This is a genomic window from Aquitalea sp. FG25 (assembly GCF_057809375.1).
Genome location: NZ_JBMDJV010000030.1, coordinates 1 through 19,319, shown reverse-complemented (window position 1 = coordinate 19,319; position 19,319 = coordinate 1). Strand labels below are relative to the sequence as shown.

Below are 19,319 nucleotides of genomic sequence, written 5' to 3'. Positions count from 1 at the left end.
CTGATTAAGCCCTCTTAGCCTACTGGCTGGACCGGCTGCTGTCTGCCTGATTTTCGCTACGCCGCAGAATCAGGCAAGCATTGCGGTCTATCGGGCAAGCAGGCCGCAGCGGGGCCATTCAGCGCTGAAGGTGCCTGGCGCAACAAGGCCGCCGCTAGCACGGTGAAAGCCTTGTTGTATAAGGGGCGGTACTTAGTTGGCGTTTTTCAGTGAGGCCATGTCGATGACGAAGCGATATTTGACATCACTGGCCAGCATGCGCTCATAAGCCTGGTTGATGTCCTGCATGCGGATCAGCTCGATATCCGCGCCAATGCCGTGCTGACCGCAGAAGTCCAGCATCTGCTGGGTGGCGGCAATGCCGCCTATCATCGAGCCTGCCACGCTGCGTCCACCCATGATCATCACCACCGAATCCAAGGCCGGTTCCAATGGCCCCAGATAGCCGATCAGCACCAGCTTGCCCTTGTGGCTGAGTGTGGGCAGGTAGGGGTTGAGGTCGTGGGCGTAGGGTACGGTGTCCACGATCAGCTGAAACTGATTGGCCACGGCCGCCATCTGTGCGGCATCGCTGCTGAGCACCACCTTGCTGGCACCCAGGCGCAGCGCATCGGCTTCCTTGCCTGCCGAGCGGGTGATCAGGGTGACTTCTGCCCCCAGTGCGTGGGCCAGTTTGATGGCCATATGGCCCAAGCCGCCCAGACCCACCACGGCCACCTTGCTGCCCGGGCCGATGCCGGCTTCCTGCAAGGGGGCCCAGGTGGTGATGCCCGCGCATAGCAGGGGTGCGGCTGCGGCCATGTCCAGGGTGTCCGGCACGCGCAGGACAAAGTTCTGGTTCACGACGATTTTTTCCGAATAGCCACCTTGGGTAATGCCGCCTTCCTCGCTGGCATCCGGCCAGCCATAGGTATAGGTGGCACCGCTGTGGCAATGCTGCTCGAAGCCATCGTTGCAGGCCGCGCAATGACCGCAGGCATTCACCATGCAGCCCACGCCTACGGTATCGCCCAGGCGGTAGCGGCTTACCTTGCTGCCAACGGCAACAACCTTGCCGATGATTTCATGGCCGGGGACGATGGGGTAGACCGTCCAGTTCCAGTCATTGCGCGCGGTATGCAGGTCGGAGTGGCATACCCCGCAGTAATGGATATCGATTTCCACATCGTGATCGCGCAGCTGGCGGCGCTTGATCGGATAAGGCCCCAGCGGTGCGGTGGCCGAGGTGGCGGCATAGGCGTTGATTTTGCGTTCTGTCATGGGATTTCCTTGAAGATCGGCACCGGCAGTCACCGGCGCAGCGGCTGCCTTGTCCGGATGACAGGGCAGGCGACAGGTGTTTTTCAGCCATGCAGTGTAGGAAGAGACGGGGATGGGGCGGTATCACAGTCCTGCGCTGTTCTTGCCTGATTCTGCAAACCAGCACAGGTTTTGCTGCCCGCTGGCAATATTCAGTGCGGGTCCAGGGTACCCAGACAGGCCAGCAAGGCGAGTGCCAGCAGGCTGAGGGCAATCTGCACCCGCACTGCGCGGCGAAAACAGGGCAGGGCGCGGGCGTCAGCGGCCATGCGCGGTACCAGATGGTAGCGGTTGTATAGCGCCAGCAGCGTCATGCCGGCCACCATCAGCAGCTTCAGACCCAGCAGGACGGCATAGGGAGAAAGATGATCCGGCAGCAGGCTGCCGTTGATGAGGTAAAGATTAGCCAGGCCGCTGGCAATCACCACCAGCACCACGCCGTGGCCGGTGATGGAAAAGCGCAGCATGATCTGCCGCAGCGCGGCTTGCAGTTCCGGCGCAGGCTGCCGCACCAGTTGCAGCAGCAGTGGCAGCGCACCCAGCCAGGCTCCGGTGCTAAACAGGTGCAGCAAATCATTTAGCTTGTGCGCAAGGCCCAGCCCGCCGCCATGCATGGCGGCATGGCCGCTGAGGGTAAGGCTGGCCAGCAGCCCGGCACAGCACAGGGCAGTGCGGCCGGGAGAAGATACCCCGCCCCGCTGGCGACCCGTCAGCCACAGGGCAAGGGCGGCAAGCAGTTGCCAGCACCATGCCCGGCCCATGCCGGTATCGCCAGCCACGCTTAGCAGGGTAGCGGGCTGCCAGCTGTCAGCCCAGCCATCGGCCAGAATGGCACTGTGCAGAGGTAAGCTGCACAGGGTGGCCAGCAGGATGGCCAATCTGGCGCGCTGGTAAGCCAGGGCCTGTTCCTGCCAGATGTGCATGCGCAAGCCGGCAGGCACCAGCGCCAGCAAAAACAGCGCACTGCCCCATAGCCACAGCACCGCGCCATCGGTCAGCCAGCGGCACAGCCACAGCAGGTAGTCTGCTGTACTCACTTGCCCACGCTGAAGTGGTAACTACCCTTGGTTTTATGGCCATCCACCGACAGCACATGCCATTCCAGCTGATAGCTGCCTGCGGGCAGGGGCTGGGCCGGTTTCACCACCAGGGTTTTTCCGCCATTGCTCAGCGCGGCATCGCCCAGGGTGATGTCCTGTTTTTCGGCATTGCTTAATTTAACGCCGCTGAATTTCACATCCAGCGCTTCGCTAAAGCTCAGGCTCAGGCTGGCCGGGGTGCTGACCACGCTATTGGCTGCCGGGGAGGCAGTCTGCAGATGAGCATGCGCCCAGGCGGACGTGGTGGTAAGCAGGCTGGCAGCAACAATCAGCATGGATGAACGGAAAAAATGCAGCATGACAACTCCTGTCGGGTCAAAAAGCATGAATGATGCGGCATGGCGCCAGCCGAAGAGGCAGGATGCTAACGCATCGGCCACTGCTCTGGTAGTCACACCGGGGGTGGGATTGCAGAAAACTGATCTGGAGCAAGCCGACGCAGGCATCAGGCCTGTGCTGCCTGCACGGCAAGCGGAAAACGGCCATTTTAGGCAAGTGGCCACGCTGCTGCCTGTGGCAAATTGTCGCAGCCGGGTATTCAAGTAGCGCATGGCAGGCCATTGAGCGGTTTGCCCCCTCGCGGCCCCCTGTTTGCCAAACTTAAGCATCCCTGTTCTGCAGGGGGGATTGATCTGGATGGTTTCAAACACATCAATGCCTGAGACGGCCATCAGGGGGGCGATCATCTGCTGTGCACCATACCTTCCACCGCGCTGCGTGCCGCCTTTTTCCGCCCCTGCCGTTTTTTCCACCAGACGGCCACGCCGCTCACGCTGAGCGATGCCACCACCAGCCCCAGCAGCATGATGAAGATCTGGTAGGGCAGGCCACCGATGGCGGCCATGTGCAGGCTCACCAGCCAGCTGTGAATGGTATCGCCGCTGGCCGTGCCGGTGGGCAGCCAGGCATCCTTGGCGCTACCGCTATCGCCATCAAAGTACACCAGGGTGCTGCCCCAGCGGCGGCTTACATCCAGGCTGCTGCGGCTGCTGAAACCATACAGGCCGGTGCGGCTGTCATAAAACAGGTCGTCTTCTTCCAGAATGGTAAAGCCCTTGCTGGCGGCCAGCCGGGTCATCAGTTCGCGGCCCCGGCTGCGGGCGGCTTGCCAGTCCAGGCGTGGCGGCTGCTGGCTGGCACGGCTTGGGGCGGCCTCATCCGGCGCGATCTGGGTGGTAAACAGCGTTGCCATCACCGGCTTGTACACAGACGGCAGGTTGAATGACACGCTACTCCAGGCCAGCACCAACAGCATGGCCCACAGCCAGAGCGATGCCGCACGGTGCCAGTCGAACACCAGCTTGTAGCTGCCACCGCTGCGGCGGATTTTCCAGGACACCGCCCAGCGTTGCCGCCAGCTCTTGCGCGTTTGCTGTCCATTGGCCGGTACCGGCCTGGCGGCTTTGCGTTGCGGGGCCGGGAAGGTGAGCCAGGCACCGGCAAAGCAGTCAGCAGTCCACAGCAGGGCGATGATGCCGAAGATGGTGGTGGCCAGATCGCCCAGCGCCAGTGAGGAGTGCAGGCGGTAGATGAAGGGAATCAGGTTCTTGCTGCCCTGGCTGATATCACCCCATTTGCGCGCGCCCTGAATCCTGCCGCTGTACGGATCGACAAACACCTGATCATTGGCGGGTTCGGATAGCGTGCCGTCGGCTTTGGGGTGGCCGGACAGCCAAAAAATCATGCTGCGTCCTGCTGGCTGCCCCAGTGGCACCATGGCCGCCACCGCATCCGGAAAGGCGGCGGCTACCGTCTGGCGCAGCTGCAGCGGGTCCAGCGGCCTGTCACCCGGCCCGGCGGCTGTGGTGAAGAACAGTTCCGGGTTCAGCCAGTGATCCAGTTCTTCGTTCCACGCCAGGATGGCACCGGTAAGCCCGGCCAGCAGCAGAAAGCTTGCCATGGTGAGGCCAAGCCAACGATGAATGAGGACAGCGCTTTGTCGGAAATGCGGTTTCATGCCTGGTGCAATCGTCTTGGGTAGGGGTGGGCGGGTGGCAGAGACAAGCTGGCTCGGCAGGCAGGCGGCCCCCCTGATGGGTGAGGGGGCGGGTTCTGCGGTGTGCAGTTTATATGCAAATACGAATCATTACTATCCTGTTTGGAATTTTCCGCTGCTGTTCAAGCTAATGCCTGTTGCTGCGATGTAAAGACGATTGACAAGGCGCGGACGTTTTATTGAGAATGTAAATCAGAATTATTATCATTAACAAAAACAGACGGCTCGTTCTGATTTTTAACACTCTGGATTCCCACATCATGCAAGTTCACCGGCCTGCTGCCGTCCATGCTTCTGTCACCCCCGGTTTTACCCTGCGTCCGCTTTGCCTGGCTGTCATGCTGGCAGCGACGGGGGTTGCCAGTCAGGCTTATGCCGACGATGCGGCCACAGCAACCGCAGCAAAGCCCGCCGATGTTGCCGTGCTGCCGGCAGTGACGGTATCTGCCGAAGTACCCACTACCCAACTGCCGACGGAAAAGCAGGGTACCTACACCATCAGGCACAGCGATTCCGCCACCCGGCTGAACCTGAGCCCGCGTGAAACCCCGCAGGCCATGTCGGTGGTGACGCATGCCAAGATGGAAGATTTCAACCTCAATACCATCAACGACGTACTGGCCAATACCACCGGGGTGACGGTGGAAAAGGTGGAAACCAACCGTACTTATTACACTGCGCGCGGTTTTGACATCACCAATTTCCAGATGGACGGCATTGGTGTGCCAATGACCTACAGCCTGCAGTACGGCGACATCGACATGGCCATGTTTGATCGGGTTGAAATCGTACGTGGTGCCAATGGCTTGTCCAGCTCCACCGGTAATCCGTCTGCCACCGTCAATTTCATCCGCAAACGTCCGACTGATGATTTCCAGGCTTCCGCCGGCCTGACCATTGGCTCCTGGAATACCAAGCGGCTGGACGTGGATGTATCCGGCCCGCTGAACGAAGCGGGAACAGTGACTGGCCGGGTGGTGGCTGCGCATGAGGATGGCCATTCCTATCTGGACCGCTACCAACCGTCCCGCGATGTGTTTTACGGCGTACTGGAAAACAAGCTGAGCGACAAAACCGTGCTGACGCTGGGCTACAGCTACCAGAAGGAAGACGGCAAGGGGGCGATGTGGGGTGCGCTGCCGATGTCCTACACCGACGGCTCCAGCACCAATTACCCGGTGGGTACCAGCACGGCGGCTGACTGGTCTTATCTGGACACGACAGAACAGCGTGTGTTTGCCGAACTGGCCCATGCGCTGGACAACGGCTGGCAGTGGAAGAGCACGCTGGGTTACAACCAGTTTGATACCGATAGCGCACTGTTTTATGTCTATGGCACGCCCAACAAGAGTACCGGTGGCGGCCTGTACGCCTATCCCTCGCTTTATGACAGCAGTAACAAGCAGGTGTATTTCGACAGCAATCTGGGTGGCAAGTACACGCTGGGCGAGCGTCAGCACGACTTTAACGTTGGGGTAAACCTGTCACGCTCGCGTATGACGGACGTCAGCCATTACGGTCAAGGCATTGGTACCGAGCTGTTTGGCAACAGTGCATTCAACGGCAGCTATGCCATGCCCAGCTTTGATGCCAGCGTGGATGGCAGCAGCTATGTGGACACCCGCAAAACCGTGTATGCCGCCACCCGGCTGAATCTGGCCGATCCGGTAAAACTGCTGCTGGGGGCCAATTACACCCAGGCCAGCTCCAGTGGCTACAGCTATGGCGTGGCCCATGCGCTGGACCAATCTGCCACTTCGCCCTATGTCGGCCTGGTGGTGGACTTGACCGAGCAGATTTCCGCCTATGGCAGCGTGGCCAAGATTTTTAACCCGCAAACCGAGACCGACGCCAGCGGTGCCACGTTGGCAGCGGCGCGCGGCACCGGCAAGGAAATCGGCCTGAAGGGTGAATTCCTGCAGCGCCGCCTTAACACGGCTTTGTCCCTGTTTGAAGTGCAGCAGGACAATATTGCCGAGCAGGCTGGCTATGTGGGTAGCAAGGCGTACTACCGTGGGATTACCGCCAAGTCCAAAGGGGTGGAGTTTGATGTTTCCGGCGAGCTGGCCCACAACTGGCAGGCCAGCCTGGGCGTGGTGGCGCAGCAGATTACCGCTAACAACGGTGAAGACGTACGCCTGTATGTGCCGCGCCGTCAGGTACGGCTGTCCACCACCTGGCGCGTGCCGCAGCTGGAGCAGCTAAAAGTGGGTGCCAGCCTCAATTATCAGAGCGAAACCCGCTACAGCAGCAGTTCGGCAGCCTATCAGGGCGGTTATTCGGTATGGAACCTGATGGCCAGCTATGACGTGGACAAGCACCTTACCGTGGCCGCCAATCTGTACAACGTGCTGAACCGCAAATACCTGACCAGCGTGTACTGGGATCAGTCCTACTATGCTGCCCCGGTGAATGCCAGCGTATCGGTGAAGTGGAAATACTGAGTTTCATTCCGCTACGGAGCCCTGAGCCCCATGTGGGCTGCCTGCCAGCCGGCCTTGGGTCGGCTGGCATTTTTCCTTGCCGGTCGGGCAGGGCTGCTGGCTTTGTTAAGGAGTATTGCGCAGCGGGTGGCGTGACAAGGTTTTTCGTTGACAGTTCAAATGCGAATGCGCATGATTCTCATTTTCAGAGTATTCACTATCATGCTCATCCCATTTCTTATCATGTTGCGCGAAGGCATGGAGGCCGCGCTGATTGTCGGCATCATCGCCAGCTATTTGCGCCAGTCCGGCCAGCAGCGCTGGATGCCTGCCGTGTGGCTGGGCGTTGTGCTGGCCTGCCTGCTTAGCCTGGGTGTGGGTTTTGCCCTGGAAATGACCGAGCAGGAATTCCCGCAAAAACAGCAGGAGCTGTTTGAAGCCGTGGTTGCGCTGATTGCCGTGGGCATTCTCACCTCCATGGTGTTCTGGATGAAGCAGGCCGCCCGCGCCATCAAGGGGCAGTTGCATGACTCCATCGATGCCGCACTCAGCCGGGGCCGGGGTCAGGCCTATGCGCTGATCGGCATGGCCTTTTTTGCCGTGGCACGCGAAGGGCTGGAGTCGGTGTTTTTCCTGCTGGCGGCGTTTCAGCAGCAGGCAGAAAACCCGCTGGCCTGGCTGGCGGCCCTGCTGGGGCTGGCCGTTGCCGTGGCCATTGGCTGGGGTATTTATCAGGGCGGGGTGCGCATTGATCTGCGCCGTTTCTTCCGCCTCACCGGCATGTTCATCATCCTGGTGGCAGCCGGGCTGCTGGCCGGTGCTGTCAAGGCCCTGCATGAAGCCGGGGTATGGAACCAGTTGCAAACCGTGGTGTTTGACCTCAGCCACGTGCTGCCTATCGACACCCCGCTGGGGGTGATCCTGTCTGGGATGTTCGGCTACAACGACACCCCCACCGTCAGCGAACTGCTGGCCTGGGTGCTGTATCTGCTCCCGGCGCTATTTCTGTTCATGCGCGGCAGCAAGCCTGCCGCCAGCGCATCCCGTGCCACTTTGCACTCCCATTGAAATCACCGCTCACCAATCCTGAAGGAAAATCACTGATGGCAAACCATTCCCTGTTCAAGTTGTCCGTTGTGGCGCTGCTGGTGTCCACCCTGGCCGCCTGCGGCAAATCCGAGGATGCCCCTGCAGCCCAGCCTGACAGTGCACCGGTTGCCGCCGCTTCTGCCGCAGCGGCAGCGGCCCCCGCCGTGGATTACAGCGCCCAGCTGGCAGCGCCTATTGCTGACTACAAGCAATACGTGAGCACCGAACTGGAAGGCCTGCTAAGCCAGTCCAAGGCTTTTGCCGCCGCCATCAAGGCTGGCGAGCTGAAGAAAGCACAGGGTCTGTACGCCATTACCCGCCAGCATTACGAGCGGATTGAGCCGATTGCCGAGCTGTTCTCCGACATGGACGCGGCGATTGATGCACGGGAAGACGACTTCAAGCAAAAAGCCGCCGACCCCAAATTCACCGGCTTCCATCGTCTGGAAAAAGCCTTGTTTGGTGACCACACCACCAAGGGGCAGGCCGAGTTTGCTGACAAGCTGGTGGCCGATATTACCGAGCTGAACAAGCGCGTGGCCACGCTGGACATTCCGCCGGCCAAGATGGTGGGCGGTGCTGCCGGCCTGATCGAGGAAGTAGCGGCTACCAAGGTAAGCGGGGAAGAGGACCGTTACAGCCATACCGACCTGTGGGACTTCCAGGCCAATGTGGACGGCGCGCAAAAAATTGTCGAACTGCTGCGCCCGCTGCTGCAAAACGCCAGCCCGGAGCTGCTGGCCAAGGTGGATGACAACTTCAAAACGGTGGACGGCTTGCTGGACAAATACCGCAGCGCGGACAAAAAAGGCTTTGTCAGCTACGACAAGGTGACCGACGCCGACCGCACCGCGATGAAGGGCCCGATTACGGCCCTGGCTGAAGATCTGTCCAAGCTGCGTGGCGTGCTGGGCCTGGATTGATTCCCTGCATGCCGTCCCGTGCCCGCTACTTGGGCAGGGCGGCTTTTTCAGACAGCCGGTGCGGCGACAGCTCGCCCGGCTGCATTGCGCACGCATTCAGGAAACCCGCATGTTCAAAGCCATCGTCCCTTGCCTGCTGCTGGCCCTGCTGGCCGCCTGCAGCAAGGAAAAGCCCGCCAGCGCTGCCAGTGCTGCCCCGGCGATTCCCATTGTCAACGTCGGTGTGACGGATGAAGCCTGCGAGCCGATGCAGCTTACCGTCAAGCGTGGCAAGACCCAGTTTCTGATCAAGAACAACAGTGCCCGTGCGGTGGAGTGGGAAATCCTCAAGGGCGTGTACGTGGTGGAGGAGCGCGAGAACATCGCCCCCGGCTTTAGCCAGAAGCTGACCGCCAAACTCGAACCCGGCAAATACGAAATGACCTGCGGACTGCTGAGCAATCCGCACGGGGTATTGATTGTTGAATGAACACGCTGCCCGGCAGCACCACACAGACAGACCTTACGCCATGACAGAACAAGACAAGCCCGCCAGCGCTCCAGCTGCCACCATCGCCAACCCGCAGCGCCGCAGCCTGTTGCGCGGTGCCGGCTTGTTTGGCGGCGGCCTGCTGGCGGGCGGGCTGGGAGCCGGGGCCTGGTTTGGCAGGCTGGCCCGCCCGGCGGATCCGGCTCAGGCCATCATCCCGTATCGCGGCCTGCACCAGGCCGGTATTACCACCGCAGCGCCACAGGAAGCCATTTTCATCGCCTTCGATGTGCTGGCCCGTGACCGCCAGGGCCTGCAGCAAACCCTGCAGCTGCTGACCGAACGCATTGCTTTCCTGACCCGTGGCGGCCCGGCTGCTGTCAGCCCGCCCAAGCTGCCGCCGCCGGATTCCGGCCTGCTGGGCGATACCGTGTCGCCGGACGGGCTCACCATCACCGTGGCCGTGGGGGCTGCGCTGTTTGATGGCCGCTTTGGCCTGCAGCCCCAGCGGCCACGGCATCTGAGCCAGATGCAGGCTTTCCCCAACGATGCGCTGGATGCCGCCTGGTGTGACGGCGACCTGCTGCTGCAATGCTGCGCCAATGCCCGTGAGACGGTGATTCACGCGGTGCGAGACATTATCAAGCATTGCCCGGACAAGCTGGCGGCGCGCTGGAAAATGGATGGCTTCCTGCCAGCCGGTGCGGTACGTAATAGCAGCACCCCCATCAATCTGTTTGGTTTCAAGGATGGTACGGGCAACCCTGAGACCGCAGACGCCGCCCAGATGAATGCGCTGGTATGGGTGGATGACAAGGACAAGGAGCCAGGCTGGGCCAAGGGCGGCAGCTATATTGCTATCCGCCTGATCCGCTTCACGCTGGAGCAGTGGGACCGTACCCCGCTGGGCGAGCAGCAGGCCATTTTTGGCCGCGACAAGCGTAGTGGTGCGCCGCTGGGTCAGCAGCACGAATTTGACGACCCGGCTTTTGCGGCAGACCCGCATGGCCACCATGTACCGCTGGATTCCCACATGCGCCGTGCCGAACCACGCCAGCATGGCCGCCACGATGCCAAACTGCTGCGCCGCAGCTATAGCTATTCGCTGGGCCTGACCAAATCCGGCCAACTGGACATGGGGCTGGTATTCATCTGCTTCCAGTCCAATCTGCAAACCGGCTTTATCGACACCCAAAAACGGCTGGATGGCGAACCGCTGGAGGAATACATCAAGCCTTTTGGCGGTGGTTATTTCTTTGCACTGCCCGGCGTGGAGGGGAATGCGTATCTGGGTCAGTCCTTGCTGAACGCGGCAACTTGAGCAAAACCAACCGGGCAGTATTGCCCTGCCCGGTAGCGGAAGGCAGAACGCTTAATTGCTGTTCTGCCTTCTTTTTTTCATGGCAATGAGGATGACGATAATACTGATGGCAATGGTGATGATAATGGTGGCCAGGCTCATGATGCCAATCTCGTCGGATAATAGCAGCTTGAATAATTCCATTATGGTTTCCTTTGTTTAAATAATGAAGATTACGTAGCGGTCTGTCTGGGTATTTTGATAATGGTCAAATTAAAACTGATGTCTGTATTGCTGTTATTTTTATTTTTGTTCATTTACTTTCCGGAATGAATATGGTGTTGGCTGCTTTGCTCATTTATCGCGCGCACCAATGGTAAATGGGCAGCGTCTCTGGTGCTTGTTTTCAAACGTTTTGCCATGGCGTCGGCACTGGAATGGGCACTGGAAAGGGTATTGCAGATATTATTTTATTGCGGTGGTTTCCGGTATTTCCGCGCTGCAATCCGCTGGATATGCATGATCAGCCTGCATTTTCTTTTTGTGGTTTTCAGTCGCTGCAGGCGGGTGTGTTTCTGCATGCAATGCAGCAACGCAGGCTGGGTATGCGCGCGGCCACCAGGGTTGATTACTTGCGGGAAATATAATCACGAGCCGCCAGTATCCGACTAAAACGGACACCGCTCAGGCTGAAAAGAGGGGGCAATGGCTGCTGCAGAGGGCGAATAGGGTGTGACTTGCTACAAGCCCGGCCAGGGCTGTCGCCGTTCTGGTGGGAAAGATGGAGTTGGGGTGTATTCAGGGAGGTATTCCGGGGCGCGGGGCAGGCCATGCACGGGCAGGCCCGTAGCCGCAGTTGACGGCGGTGCTGCTGCGCTATTTCCGGAACAGCGTGCGCCTGTCGCCCCCAGTGGTGGCTATTTTATCTGGGCGGCGGTTGCGGCGCATTTCAACACACTGCGGTACAGCGCTGCACTGGCGGGCCGATCTGCTCGACCCGCCGCCAGCTTTGCCAAGGCATCTGGTTGAACAACAGCCCCCGTGGGGGCTGATCAGACCAATCAGATGGTGTAGGCGTCGACAATGCCTTGCAGCTGGCGCGACAAGCTGTCCAACTGCTGGGCCGAGTTGGCAGTATTGCCTGCCGCCGCGCTGCTTTCTTCTGCCATCTGGGCGATACCTTCCACCTGCTGGGCAATGTTGATGGTTGCTACGCTTTGCTCCTTGATGGCATTGGTGATTTCATCCACCAGCGCCGCCGCATGCTGGCTGCCACTGCCGATGGCTACGATGGATTCATTGGCCTCTTCGGCGCCACGCACGCCATCGGCCACATTGGCTTCCACATGTCCCATGGCCTTGACCGCCACTTCGGCACTTTCCAGGATGGCCGTGATGGTGGAGGCAATTTCCTGGGTGGACTGCGCGGTGCGCTCGGCCAGCTTGCGCACTTCGTCCGCCACCACGGCAAAGCCGCGTCCCTGTTCGCCAGCACGTGCCGCCTCGATGGCGGCATTAAGCGCCAGCAGGTTGGTCTGGTCGGCCACGTCACGGATAACCTGCACCACGCGGGAAACCTGCTTGCTCTTATCTTCCAGCCCGCGCAACTGCGATGCGGCGGCATCAACGGTACGCGAGATGTGCTGGATGTCGCTGACGGCCTTGCTGATTGTGGCCTTGCCTTGTTCTGCCAACTTGCCAGAGCTTACCGAAGCGGTATTGGCTTCGCTGGCGCGGTCTGCCACGTGGTTGACGCTGACCGTCATTTCTTCGACGGTGGCGGCCATATTGGACGAGGCACTGCTCTGGTGCTGGGCTGCCGTGGCCACCTGTGTTGCGGTAGAGGCCAGTTCGTTGGACACGCTGGCAATGGTCAATGCGCCCTGTTTCACCGACTGCAGATTGCCTTGCATCGTGTCCAGCAGCTTGTTGAAGGCATCGGCAGTGCTGCCTAGCTCGTCCAGTCGGGTAACGTGAATGCGCTGGGTGAAGTCCAGCTGGTGGGCCACGTGATGCAGGCCATTGCGCAAAGTCTGCATGCGCTGGCGGATTTCACGTACCAGGATGAAGCTAAGGCCACCGGCTACCAGGATGGCCAGCACGATGACGCTGATAAACAGGCCGAGTGCCTGTTGGTAATTGCGCTGGCCTTCTTCGGTCAGCTGCTTGGCCATTTTGTTGTTGTAGGCAACGTGGTCTTCCATTGCTTGGGTAAACTGGTTGGCCAGATTGCGGAACTCGCCGGTTTGCGAGAGTTCCTTGTGCAGGCCCTCCTGATTGCTGGCATCCGCCATGGCCTGGATGGCGTGGGTCTTGTCCAGATAAGCCTTCAGCATGGTCTTGTCGTTTGTCAGCAGCTGCTTGTCCTGCTCGTCCGATATAAAACTGGCCTCGTAGCGGTTAAGCCCAGCTTCCACCTTGCTGGCGTTGTCCTGCAGGCGCTGTGTTGCGGCATTTTTTTCGCCGGCATCGCCCGCCAGCATGTAATCGCGGATATTGACGCGTAGCCGCTCGCCGTAAATGGTTGATTCATATAGCAACTTGATGCTAGGCATCACGTTGGCATTGATGAACTCAACTCTTTCCTGTGCCGCGCGCATATTGCTGTAGGCAAAGCCGGCTACGGTCAGGATGGCGATCAGGCAAATCAGCAGTGTGCCGGTCAGTCTTTGTGCAATGGTCAGCTTCATGCCGGCCTCATTTCTTTGTTGGAATAAGCAAGTATGTTTGCACGCAAAACCAATGTCGGCAAGCATGGGCAGATGAAATCATGCACTGTTCTGATTTAAATTAAATGTTTAATTTTTTGAGTTGAATTTACACATTTTAATGTGAATTGGTCATTGTGGACCCTGCAGATGCATCAGGCTGAAAGTACTATGCCGCCTTGATTGACGCTTGGTTGTCAATTTCTTGCTGAAAATGCCAAATGAGTTATTTTTTTCAAAAAATACATTGAGCATCCTGATGTTGCGGTATGCCAGGCGTGCTAGGTTGCGGCATAGAGATATCAATATTGATATATCAGCTAGAGCGATTTTGCTGTTGGATGCCAGGGTCAAACGGCCCATGATGCAGCCATGTTGCGGGACGGTTTGCTCCCGCCAGATGCATGCGCATCACCACAGCAAAATGATTGGAGACATGCGTGATTAGTGGCAAGACAACGCTGATTGCCCATCTGGGTTACCCCACCGAGAGCTTCAAGGCCCCGATGATTTACAACCCCTGGTTTGACAGCAAGGGCATTGATGCCGTGGTGATGCCCATTGGCGTCAAGCCGGAAGACTATGTGGCAGCACTCGCCAGCATCCGCAAGTTCACCAATCTGTGCGGTGCGCTGGTTACCATGCCGCACAAGGTCACCACCCTGGGCCTGATGGACGAAATCACCCCCACGGCGGCAATTGCCGGTGCCTGCAACGCCATTCTGGTTCGCCCGGACGGCACCCTGCTGGGCGACCAGTTTGACGGTGCCGGTTTTGTGCGTGGCGTGGAGCGCAAGGGTTTTTCCCTCAAGGGCCGCAAGGTGCTGGTGTCGGGTAATGGCGGTGTAGGTTGTGCCATCGCCGCCTCGCTGGCGGCTGCAGGCGTGGCCGAAATGGCCTTGTTCGACAGCAATACCGCCTCGTCCGAAGCACTGGCCGGGCGTCTGCGCCAGCATTATCCGCAGCTGATTGTCACCGTGGGCAGCAACGACCCGGCCGGTTTCGCGCTGATCGTCAACGCCACCCCGCTGGGCATGAAGGATAACGACCCGCTACCGTTTGACATGGACCGCGTCAGCCCGGACACCTTTGTCGGCGAAGTGGTGATGAAAAAGCAAATCACCCCGCTGCTGGCAGCGGCGCAGGCCAAGGGCTGCCCGATCCAGCTGGGTACCGACATGTTGTTTGAAATGATTCCGGCCTATCTGGAATTTTTCGGTTTTGGCAGCACCACGCCGGAAGAGCTGCGTGCCGTGGCCCAGCTGAATGACTAAGGAGCCGACCATGCAGAAAATGCTGATGCTGCACGGTATCAACCACAATATGTTTGGCAAGCGCGACCCGAAGCAGTACGGCACGGTCACGCTGGCCGAGATTGACGCGCGCCTGCAGGCGCTGGGTCGTGAGCTGGGCGTGGAAGTGGAAAGCTTCCAGACCAATCACGAAGGGGAAATGTGCGAGCGCATCCACCAGGCCTATGCCGACGGTGTGGATGCGGTGCTGATCAATGCCGGGGCCTGGACGCATTACAGCTATGGCATTCGCGATGCACTGGCCATCCTCACCGTACCCATCGTAGAAATCCACATGTCCAACATCCACGCCCGCGAACCCTTCCGCCACCTGTCGGTGTTTGCCGAAATTGCCAAAGGGCAGATTTGCGGCTTTGGCACGGAAAGCTATCTGCTGGGCCTGCGTGCCGCCGTGGCAGCCACTGCCGCGCAGTAAGTTTTCTCTGTAGTAATCCGAAACTGACTCAGTCAGTACTGTGCGGAGGAGCTAGGCTCCTCCGCTTTTTTTTGTGGCTATTACCGGTGAGCAAGGGGATGCCCCAACGCTGCCGCCAGCTGCGGCAGACCGGGGAAGATGCTGAATCCGGACCCGTCCGGCGGCCACCGGACCAGCCCGCCGCTGTCCGAACGGCGGTAATGGAAAAACCGCTGCTCAAAGACCACCTGCTCAATAACATCTTCTTTGACACCTGCGTCTACCACCAGCCGGGCATCGACTCAACGCTGCGTTCGGTATTTCTGTCGTTACCTAGCACACCCTGCGTTTCGGCCAAAACTGCGCGTTTGCCGTTACTGATGACTGCCACAAAGCACTCTCCTGTGTGCCAGCCAGTTTCAGGGTCGAAAACACCACAGGATTGAGTAGCTCGCATACCCTTCCATCCCGAGCCATGGAAGGATGCAACATCTGCAGGGACGCCCGGTCCTGCGGTGGTTATCCACTTACCATTTTCACGTTCAAACATGGCTTTCTCCCTAGCGATTTTCTCCAGGGAACCAGTCATGCATACTGAATGCAATTAAGGAAGGTCTGATTAAGTGGCTGATTCCAATTTTGATACGTAATAACCCATTGATTCTATTTTTTAAATATTTTTACACCGGTACTTGTTCAGACCATTCTTAGAAGAAATAAGCATTAATTTCTAATGGAGATTGCGTAGATGTATTCATTTGGTTGCATAGTGCTCTGGTAGAGAACATGGCTCATTTCCTCCCCAACATTTTTTCAAATAATTAAATGGTATTGTTCTAAAATTTCTTACCTTCACACTATTTCTACTATATTTTTTTTCTACTGCATTGATTAAGTCAAAATTATCGATATACTCCCCTGATGGTAAAAATTCTATAGTCCTTTTTAATTTTATTTTATTTCCAGTAAGTACATATTCATTTAATGTGCCATCGGTGTGCTGGGCCTGGACATGTATGCAATGCGCGAGCCACTGGCCAAGGCCGGGCTCAGATATCTGGACTGATGTTTGCTGGCGTAAACGTCACTCTCTCTATTGGCCACCCTGCGGGGTGGCGTTTTTTGGCTTACGCAGGGTAAATCCACAGCGGTTTACTCGGAGGAAACACCAGAGAATCGTTGCTGCCACCAGCATCTATGGGTGCATCCCGCCAATGCACTACAAAAATCAGAGCCGTTGGCAGCACTAACAAGCCTTTTCTATCCTGTATGTCTTAATTCACGGGATGAAGCTTGGTCCTGCCTATTTGGTAAACCGTATCGACTCAACGCTAAGTTCGGTATTTCGATCGTTACCGAGTATCCCCTGCGTTTCGGCCAAAACTGCGCGTTTGCCGTTACTGATGACTGCCACAAAGCACTCTCCTAGATGCCGGCCACTTTCAGGGTCGAAAACACCACAGTATTGAGTAGCTCGCATCCCCTTCCATCCCGAGCCATAGAAGGTTGTAACCTCTGCAGGGATACCAGGTCCTGCGGTGGTTAGCCACTTACCATTTTCGAGTTCAAATAGAGCTTCCTTCCTGGCGATTTTTTCCAGGGAACCAGTCATGACACTGAACGCAATGATGTAGTCGCTGATACCCATATCGCGACTGACCAATGCAACGCAGCGTTCATCGGATCGTTGTGGGCAAGGCTTCCTGATTTGGAGATTTTCGAGGTACTTAAATGAAATGCCGAGGTCACGATCAGTATAGGTTTTCCAGCCAGCTGGCTTGACTTTCTTCATTGCCGTCAAGCGATCCGAGTAGGACTGTGTAACACAAGCGACATTGTGGCATTTGTTGCGTTCCTTTATCCAGTTGCGCTGAGACTGGATAAGTTTATCCGGGTTCGCAGCCTGCTCAAGTGTGGATCGATAGGTATTTCTCATCTCCTCATCCAGTTGTCCAAGCGCGGTATGGTCACAAATAAGATGCTCCACTTTTATTTTTGCCTTATCGCATTCGAAACTCGCTGCGTATGCTGGCAGTGCGCTGAGCATCAAGAGTGCCATAAGGGTGCGTATAATAATTTATTTTGACATTTTTAGGTGCTCCTCAAAATTGGCGACGAACAAAACTTAAATCAATATTTCGTGAGTAATTATCAATTTTTTCGCGAAACGGTTTTTAAATATACATCGCTGAGTGTTTTAATTTTCTTTTATTTTAATTGCGAAAACAGCATTTGGCATTTTTTATTGCTATCAGGGCTATTAAAAATAACTTGTTTCCAGTGTGTGGTTTCAAATACGCCAGGGTAGGCGCCTTTCTTGCAGGAAATAGCGCTAGATTTTAATGCGAGATATTTGCCATTCGGTGAGAAAAATGCCTTGTCAGTGCTAAGGGCATTGACAAATGAATGTTTATCTAATTCTATCGAGTCTGTGCGATTTTCATTGTAAAATGGTTTCTTTTTAATTGTAATAATTTCGTATAAATTTTTCATGTCTACCAGTGCGGCCATGAACGTAAATTTGTCATTTCTTTCAGGTGCATATGGCCACCCAAATAATGGGTCCACATATAAAACTATTAGATTGTTTTGCTCGTTGATGTCTTCAATATTATAATAATCAGGATTAATATTTAATTGACCGATTGTGTCAGTGTTTAAATTGCAAGATTTGATATCTCTCCAATTTAAAAATAGCTTATTATTTAAAATAACAAATTTTTTGTCGGATGATATTTTTGCGGAAGTCAAAAATATTGTCTTGGGGAATGTGCAAACATTTCCATTGTAAATGATATTCAGATTGACATCTTCTCCGGAAGATAACTCAGTTTTTTTTAAAATCAAAGTATCTAGACCGTCAATAGAAATGGTTGCTGCATGAGAAATATTAATCAAAGCACAATGTATTGCTAACAAAAAAAATGATTTAATAAGTCGAAATGCATCATGCATTTTATTTCTCCTTGAGCGCAAGGCCAAATTTCTTGGCATATATTTCCGCTTTAAAATTTTTTGGTGCGTCGATAGCGTCCCGATTTCGTGCAGGGTATATTTTTATGAAAATTTACGTCACTTCAGTTGTGGAAATAGTGCCCTGCATTTTTTATTGCTATCTGGCCCATTAAAAATCACCTGCTTCCAGTGCGTGGTTTCAAATACGCCAGGGTAGGCACCTTTCTTGCAAGAGATGGCGCTGGATTTTAATGCGAGATATTTGCCATCAGGTGAGAAAAATGCCTTGTCATTATGTCCTGCAAAAAGAGAACGATCCAAATCTACATTGGAATTTCTATCGGGTGAGAAAAATTGTTTGTGATTTATTTTTAATGGATCTGGAAGCATGCCGTATCCATATATTTCTTCATTAACAATTATTCCTGCAAGATAGTCAAATTTACTTTTCTTTTCATACATCAATCCAAAAATTGGGTCAATATATAGCAAAATTAAATTGCGTGCATTGTTGACATCCATTACTCGTGCGTATTGAAGTGTATTGGTGGCTTTTTGGAAATATGCATCATTTTTGTCGCAGTTTTCAAGGTCGGAAATTTTTATAAATCCACTTCGGTCTAGAATTAGAAACTTCGAGTCGGATGAGATGGATGCTGATGCATGTCCAATCCAATATGGAAATTTTATTCGACATGTGTTTTCTTTGTAAATAATTTCCATTTCTTGGATATTTTCGTTTTGTACGATAATGCTTTGTACTTTGATGTTGGGTTCTGTATTTAAAATTATTGTGGTCTTGGCAGGTGATGGGGTTGATAAGTTGAAAAGTATTGTAAATTGTATTGCCATGCGACTAATTCTCATGGAGTAGGTCATTTGACATTTTCCTTGGCGGCAAAATGAAATCGATCGGTATATTTTATGGAATTGTATGGTTTGGGTGTGGTGATGGTGTCGCCAATAACATACTCAATTCTGAATGTGTGATTTTCACGATCGGGTAGTCCATTCTCTCCACCGTTGATAGCATTTGTAACTGCTTTTATAGTATTAAGGTTTACAATATTCATTTGTGGCTTTGTTTTATCTCTTATGCAGGCTAAATAAAATCCACCGCTATCAATGCAGTTGTACGGGTTGATTGAGATCGCCTCTGGATTTTCAATGGTAGGGAGGATGCTTTTCATGTGAGCTCTGCTTTTCATGGTATATGCTTTTTCATCAAACCATTTTGGAGTAAACGATCCATTTCTAAGCCATCCTCTAAATACCCAATAATCGACATAGTTTGCTAAAAATGTTAGTTGCTTAAAGCCCCGACCTCTGAATTTTTGCGCATCGTCACCA

18 protein-coding genes and 1 pseudogene are annotated in these 19,319 nt (G+C 55.4%); 8 read left to right on the top strand and 11 right to left on the bottom strand.

Features of this window, described 5'->3' with window-relative positions; all coding sequences use genetic code 11:
- Positions 1-192: 192 nt before the first annotated feature.
- The 4 genes from ACODR9_RS20995 to ACODR9_RS20980 form a co-directional block, all read right to left on the bottom strand.
- Positions 193-1,260: an NAD(P)-dependent alcohol dehydrogenase gene (locus tag ACODR9_RS20995; protein WP_488812008.1), complete on the bottom strand. Its 1,068-nt coding sequence runs from the start codon at positions 1,258-1,260 to the stop codon at positions 193-195.
- Between the two features lie 191 nt (positions 1,261-1,451).
- Positions 1,452-2,336: a copper homeostasis membrane protein CopD gene (gene copD, locus ACODR9_RS20990; RefSeq protein ID WP_488812006.1), complete on the bottom strand. Its 885-nt coding sequence runs from the start codon at positions 2,334-2,336 to the stop codon at positions 1,452-1,454.
- A complete protein-coding gene (gene copC, locus ACODR9_RS20985; protein WP_488812004.1) occupies positions 2,333-2,698 on the bottom strand; it encodes a copper homeostasis periplasmic binding protein CopC in 366 nt (121 codons plus the stop codon). Before copC ends, copD begins: the two co-directional genes overlap by 4 nt.
- A 383-nt stretch (positions 2,699-3,081) precedes the next feature.
- On the bottom strand, positions 3,082-4,356 hold the full coding sequence (locus ACODR9_RS20980; RefSeq protein WP_488812002.1) for a PepSY-associated TM helix domain-containing protein: 1,275 nt from the start codon (positions 4,354-4,356) through the stop codon (positions 3,082-3,084).
- 299 nt (positions 4,357-4,655) lie between these two features.
- On the opposite strand from ACODR9_RS20980, the gene ACODR9_RS20975 reads away from it, so the two are divergent.
- The 5 genes and pseudogenes from ACODR9_RS20975 to efeB all read left to right on the top strand — a co-directional run bounded on the left by ACODR9_RS20975 (position 4,656) and on the right by efeB (position 10,620).
- On the top strand, positions 4,656-6,839 hold the full coding sequence (locus tag ACODR9_RS20975; protein WP_488812000.1) for a TonB-dependent siderophore receptor: 2,184 nt from the start codon (positions 4,656-4,658) through the stop codon (positions 6,837-6,839).
- A gap of 201 nt (positions 6,840-7,040) precedes the next feature.
- Complete coding sequence (gene efeU / locus ACODR9_RS20970; RefSeq protein ID WP_488811998.1) at positions 7,041-7,886, top strand: iron uptake transporter permease EfeU; 846 nt, start codon at positions 7,041-7,043, stop codon at positions 7,884-7,886.
- A gap of 35 nt (positions 7,887-7,921) precedes the next feature.
- Positions 7,922-8,830, top strand: a complete 909-nt coding sequence (efeO, locus tag ACODR9_RS20965; protein WP_488811996.1) for an iron uptake system protein EfeO — start codon at positions 7,922-7,924, stop codon at positions 8,828-8,830.
- A gap of 109 nt (positions 8,831-8,939) precedes the next feature.
- A pseudogene (locus ACODR9_RS20960) lies at positions 8,940-9,293 on the top strand (cupredoxin domain-containing protein); the annotation flags it as partial.
- A 46-nt stretch (positions 9,294-9,339) separates the two neighbouring features.
- Positions 9,340-10,620 (top strand): iron uptake transporter deferrochelatase/peroxidase subunit, encoded by a 1,281-nt coding sequence (efeB, locus tag ACODR9_RS20955; RefSeq protein ID WP_488811994.1) that lies wholly within the window; start codon positions 9,340-9,342, stop codon positions 10,618-10,620.
- A 51-nt stretch (positions 10,621-10,671) separates the two neighbouring features.
- Here efeB and ACODR9_RS20950 read toward each other — a convergent pair whose 3' ends face one another.
- Positions 10,672-10,803 carry a hypothetical protein gene (locus ACODR9_RS20950; RefSeq protein WP_488811992.1) on the bottom strand — a complete coding sequence of 44 codons (132 nt, stop codon included), beginning with the start codon at positions 10,801-10,803 and terminating at the stop codon, positions 10,672-10,674.
- Positions 10,804-10,979: 176 nt separating this feature from the next.
- Between ACODR9_RS20950 and ACODR9_RS20945 the strand changes: the two genes are divergently transcribed.
- A complete protein-coding gene (locus ACODR9_RS20945) occupies positions 10,980-11,246 on the top strand; it encodes a hypothetical protein (RefSeq protein WP_488811990.1) in 267 nt (88 codons plus the stop codon).
- A 414-nt stretch (positions 11,247-11,660) separates the two neighbouring features.
- Here ACODR9_RS20945 and ACODR9_RS20940 read toward each other — a convergent pair whose 3' ends face one another.
- A complete protein-coding gene (locus ACODR9_RS20940) occupies positions 11,661-13,289 on the bottom strand; it encodes a methyl-accepting chemotaxis protein (RefSeq protein ID WP_488811988.1) in 1,629 nt (542 codons plus the stop codon).
- A gap of 458 nt (positions 13,290-13,747) precedes the next feature.
- Here ACODR9_RS20940 and ACODR9_RS20935 point away from each other — a divergent pair, with 458 nt between their 5' ends.
- Positions 13,748-14,581 (top strand): shikimate dehydrogenase family protein, encoded by an 834-nt coding sequence (locus ACODR9_RS20935; RefSeq protein ID WP_488811986.1) that lies wholly within the window; start codon positions 13,748-13,750, stop codon positions 14,579-14,581.
- 10 nt (positions 14,582-14,591) lie between these two features.
- The gene (aroQ, locus tag ACODR9_RS20930) at positions 14,592-15,035 is read left to right on the top strand and encodes a type II 3-dehydroquinate dehydratase (protein ID WP_488811984.1); all 444 of its coding nucleotides are present in this window, start codon (positions 14,592-14,594) and stop codon (positions 15,033-15,035) included.
- 259 nt (positions 15,036-15,294) lie between these two features.
- On the opposite strand, the gene ACODR9_RS20925 is transcribed toward aroQ, so the two are convergent.
- The 5 genes from ACODR9_RS20925 to ACODR9_RS20905 all read right to left on the bottom strand — a co-directional run.
- A complete protein-coding gene (locus ACODR9_RS20925; RefSeq protein WP_488811982.1) occupies positions 15,295-15,564 on the bottom strand; it encodes a hypothetical protein in 270 nt (89 codons plus the stop codon).
- A gap of 753 nt (positions 15,565-16,317) precedes the next feature.
- Positions 16,318-17,061 (bottom strand): lysozyme inhibitor LprI family protein, encoded by a 744-nt coding sequence (locus ACODR9_RS20920; RefSeq protein WP_488811980.1) that lies wholly within the window; start codon positions 17,059-17,061, stop codon positions 16,318-16,320.
- Positions 17,062-17,222: 161 nt separating this feature from the next.
- On the bottom strand, positions 17,223-17,969 hold the full coding sequence (locus tag ACODR9_RS20915; protein WP_488811978.1) for a hypothetical protein: 747 nt from the start codon (positions 17,967-17,969) through the stop codon (positions 17,223-17,225).
- Positions 17,970-18,086: 117 nt separating this feature from the next.
- Complete coding sequence (locus ACODR9_RS20910; RefSeq protein ID WP_488811976.1) at positions 18,087-18,848, bottom strand: hypothetical protein; 762 nt, start codon at positions 18,846-18,848, stop codon at positions 18,087-18,089.
- On the bottom strand, positions 18,845-19,319 hold a 475-nt coding region (locus ACODR9_RS20905; protein ID WP_488811974.1), incomplete at its 5' end, for a hypothetical protein. The genes ACODR9_RS20910 and ACODR9_RS20905, both read right to left, overlap by 4 nt.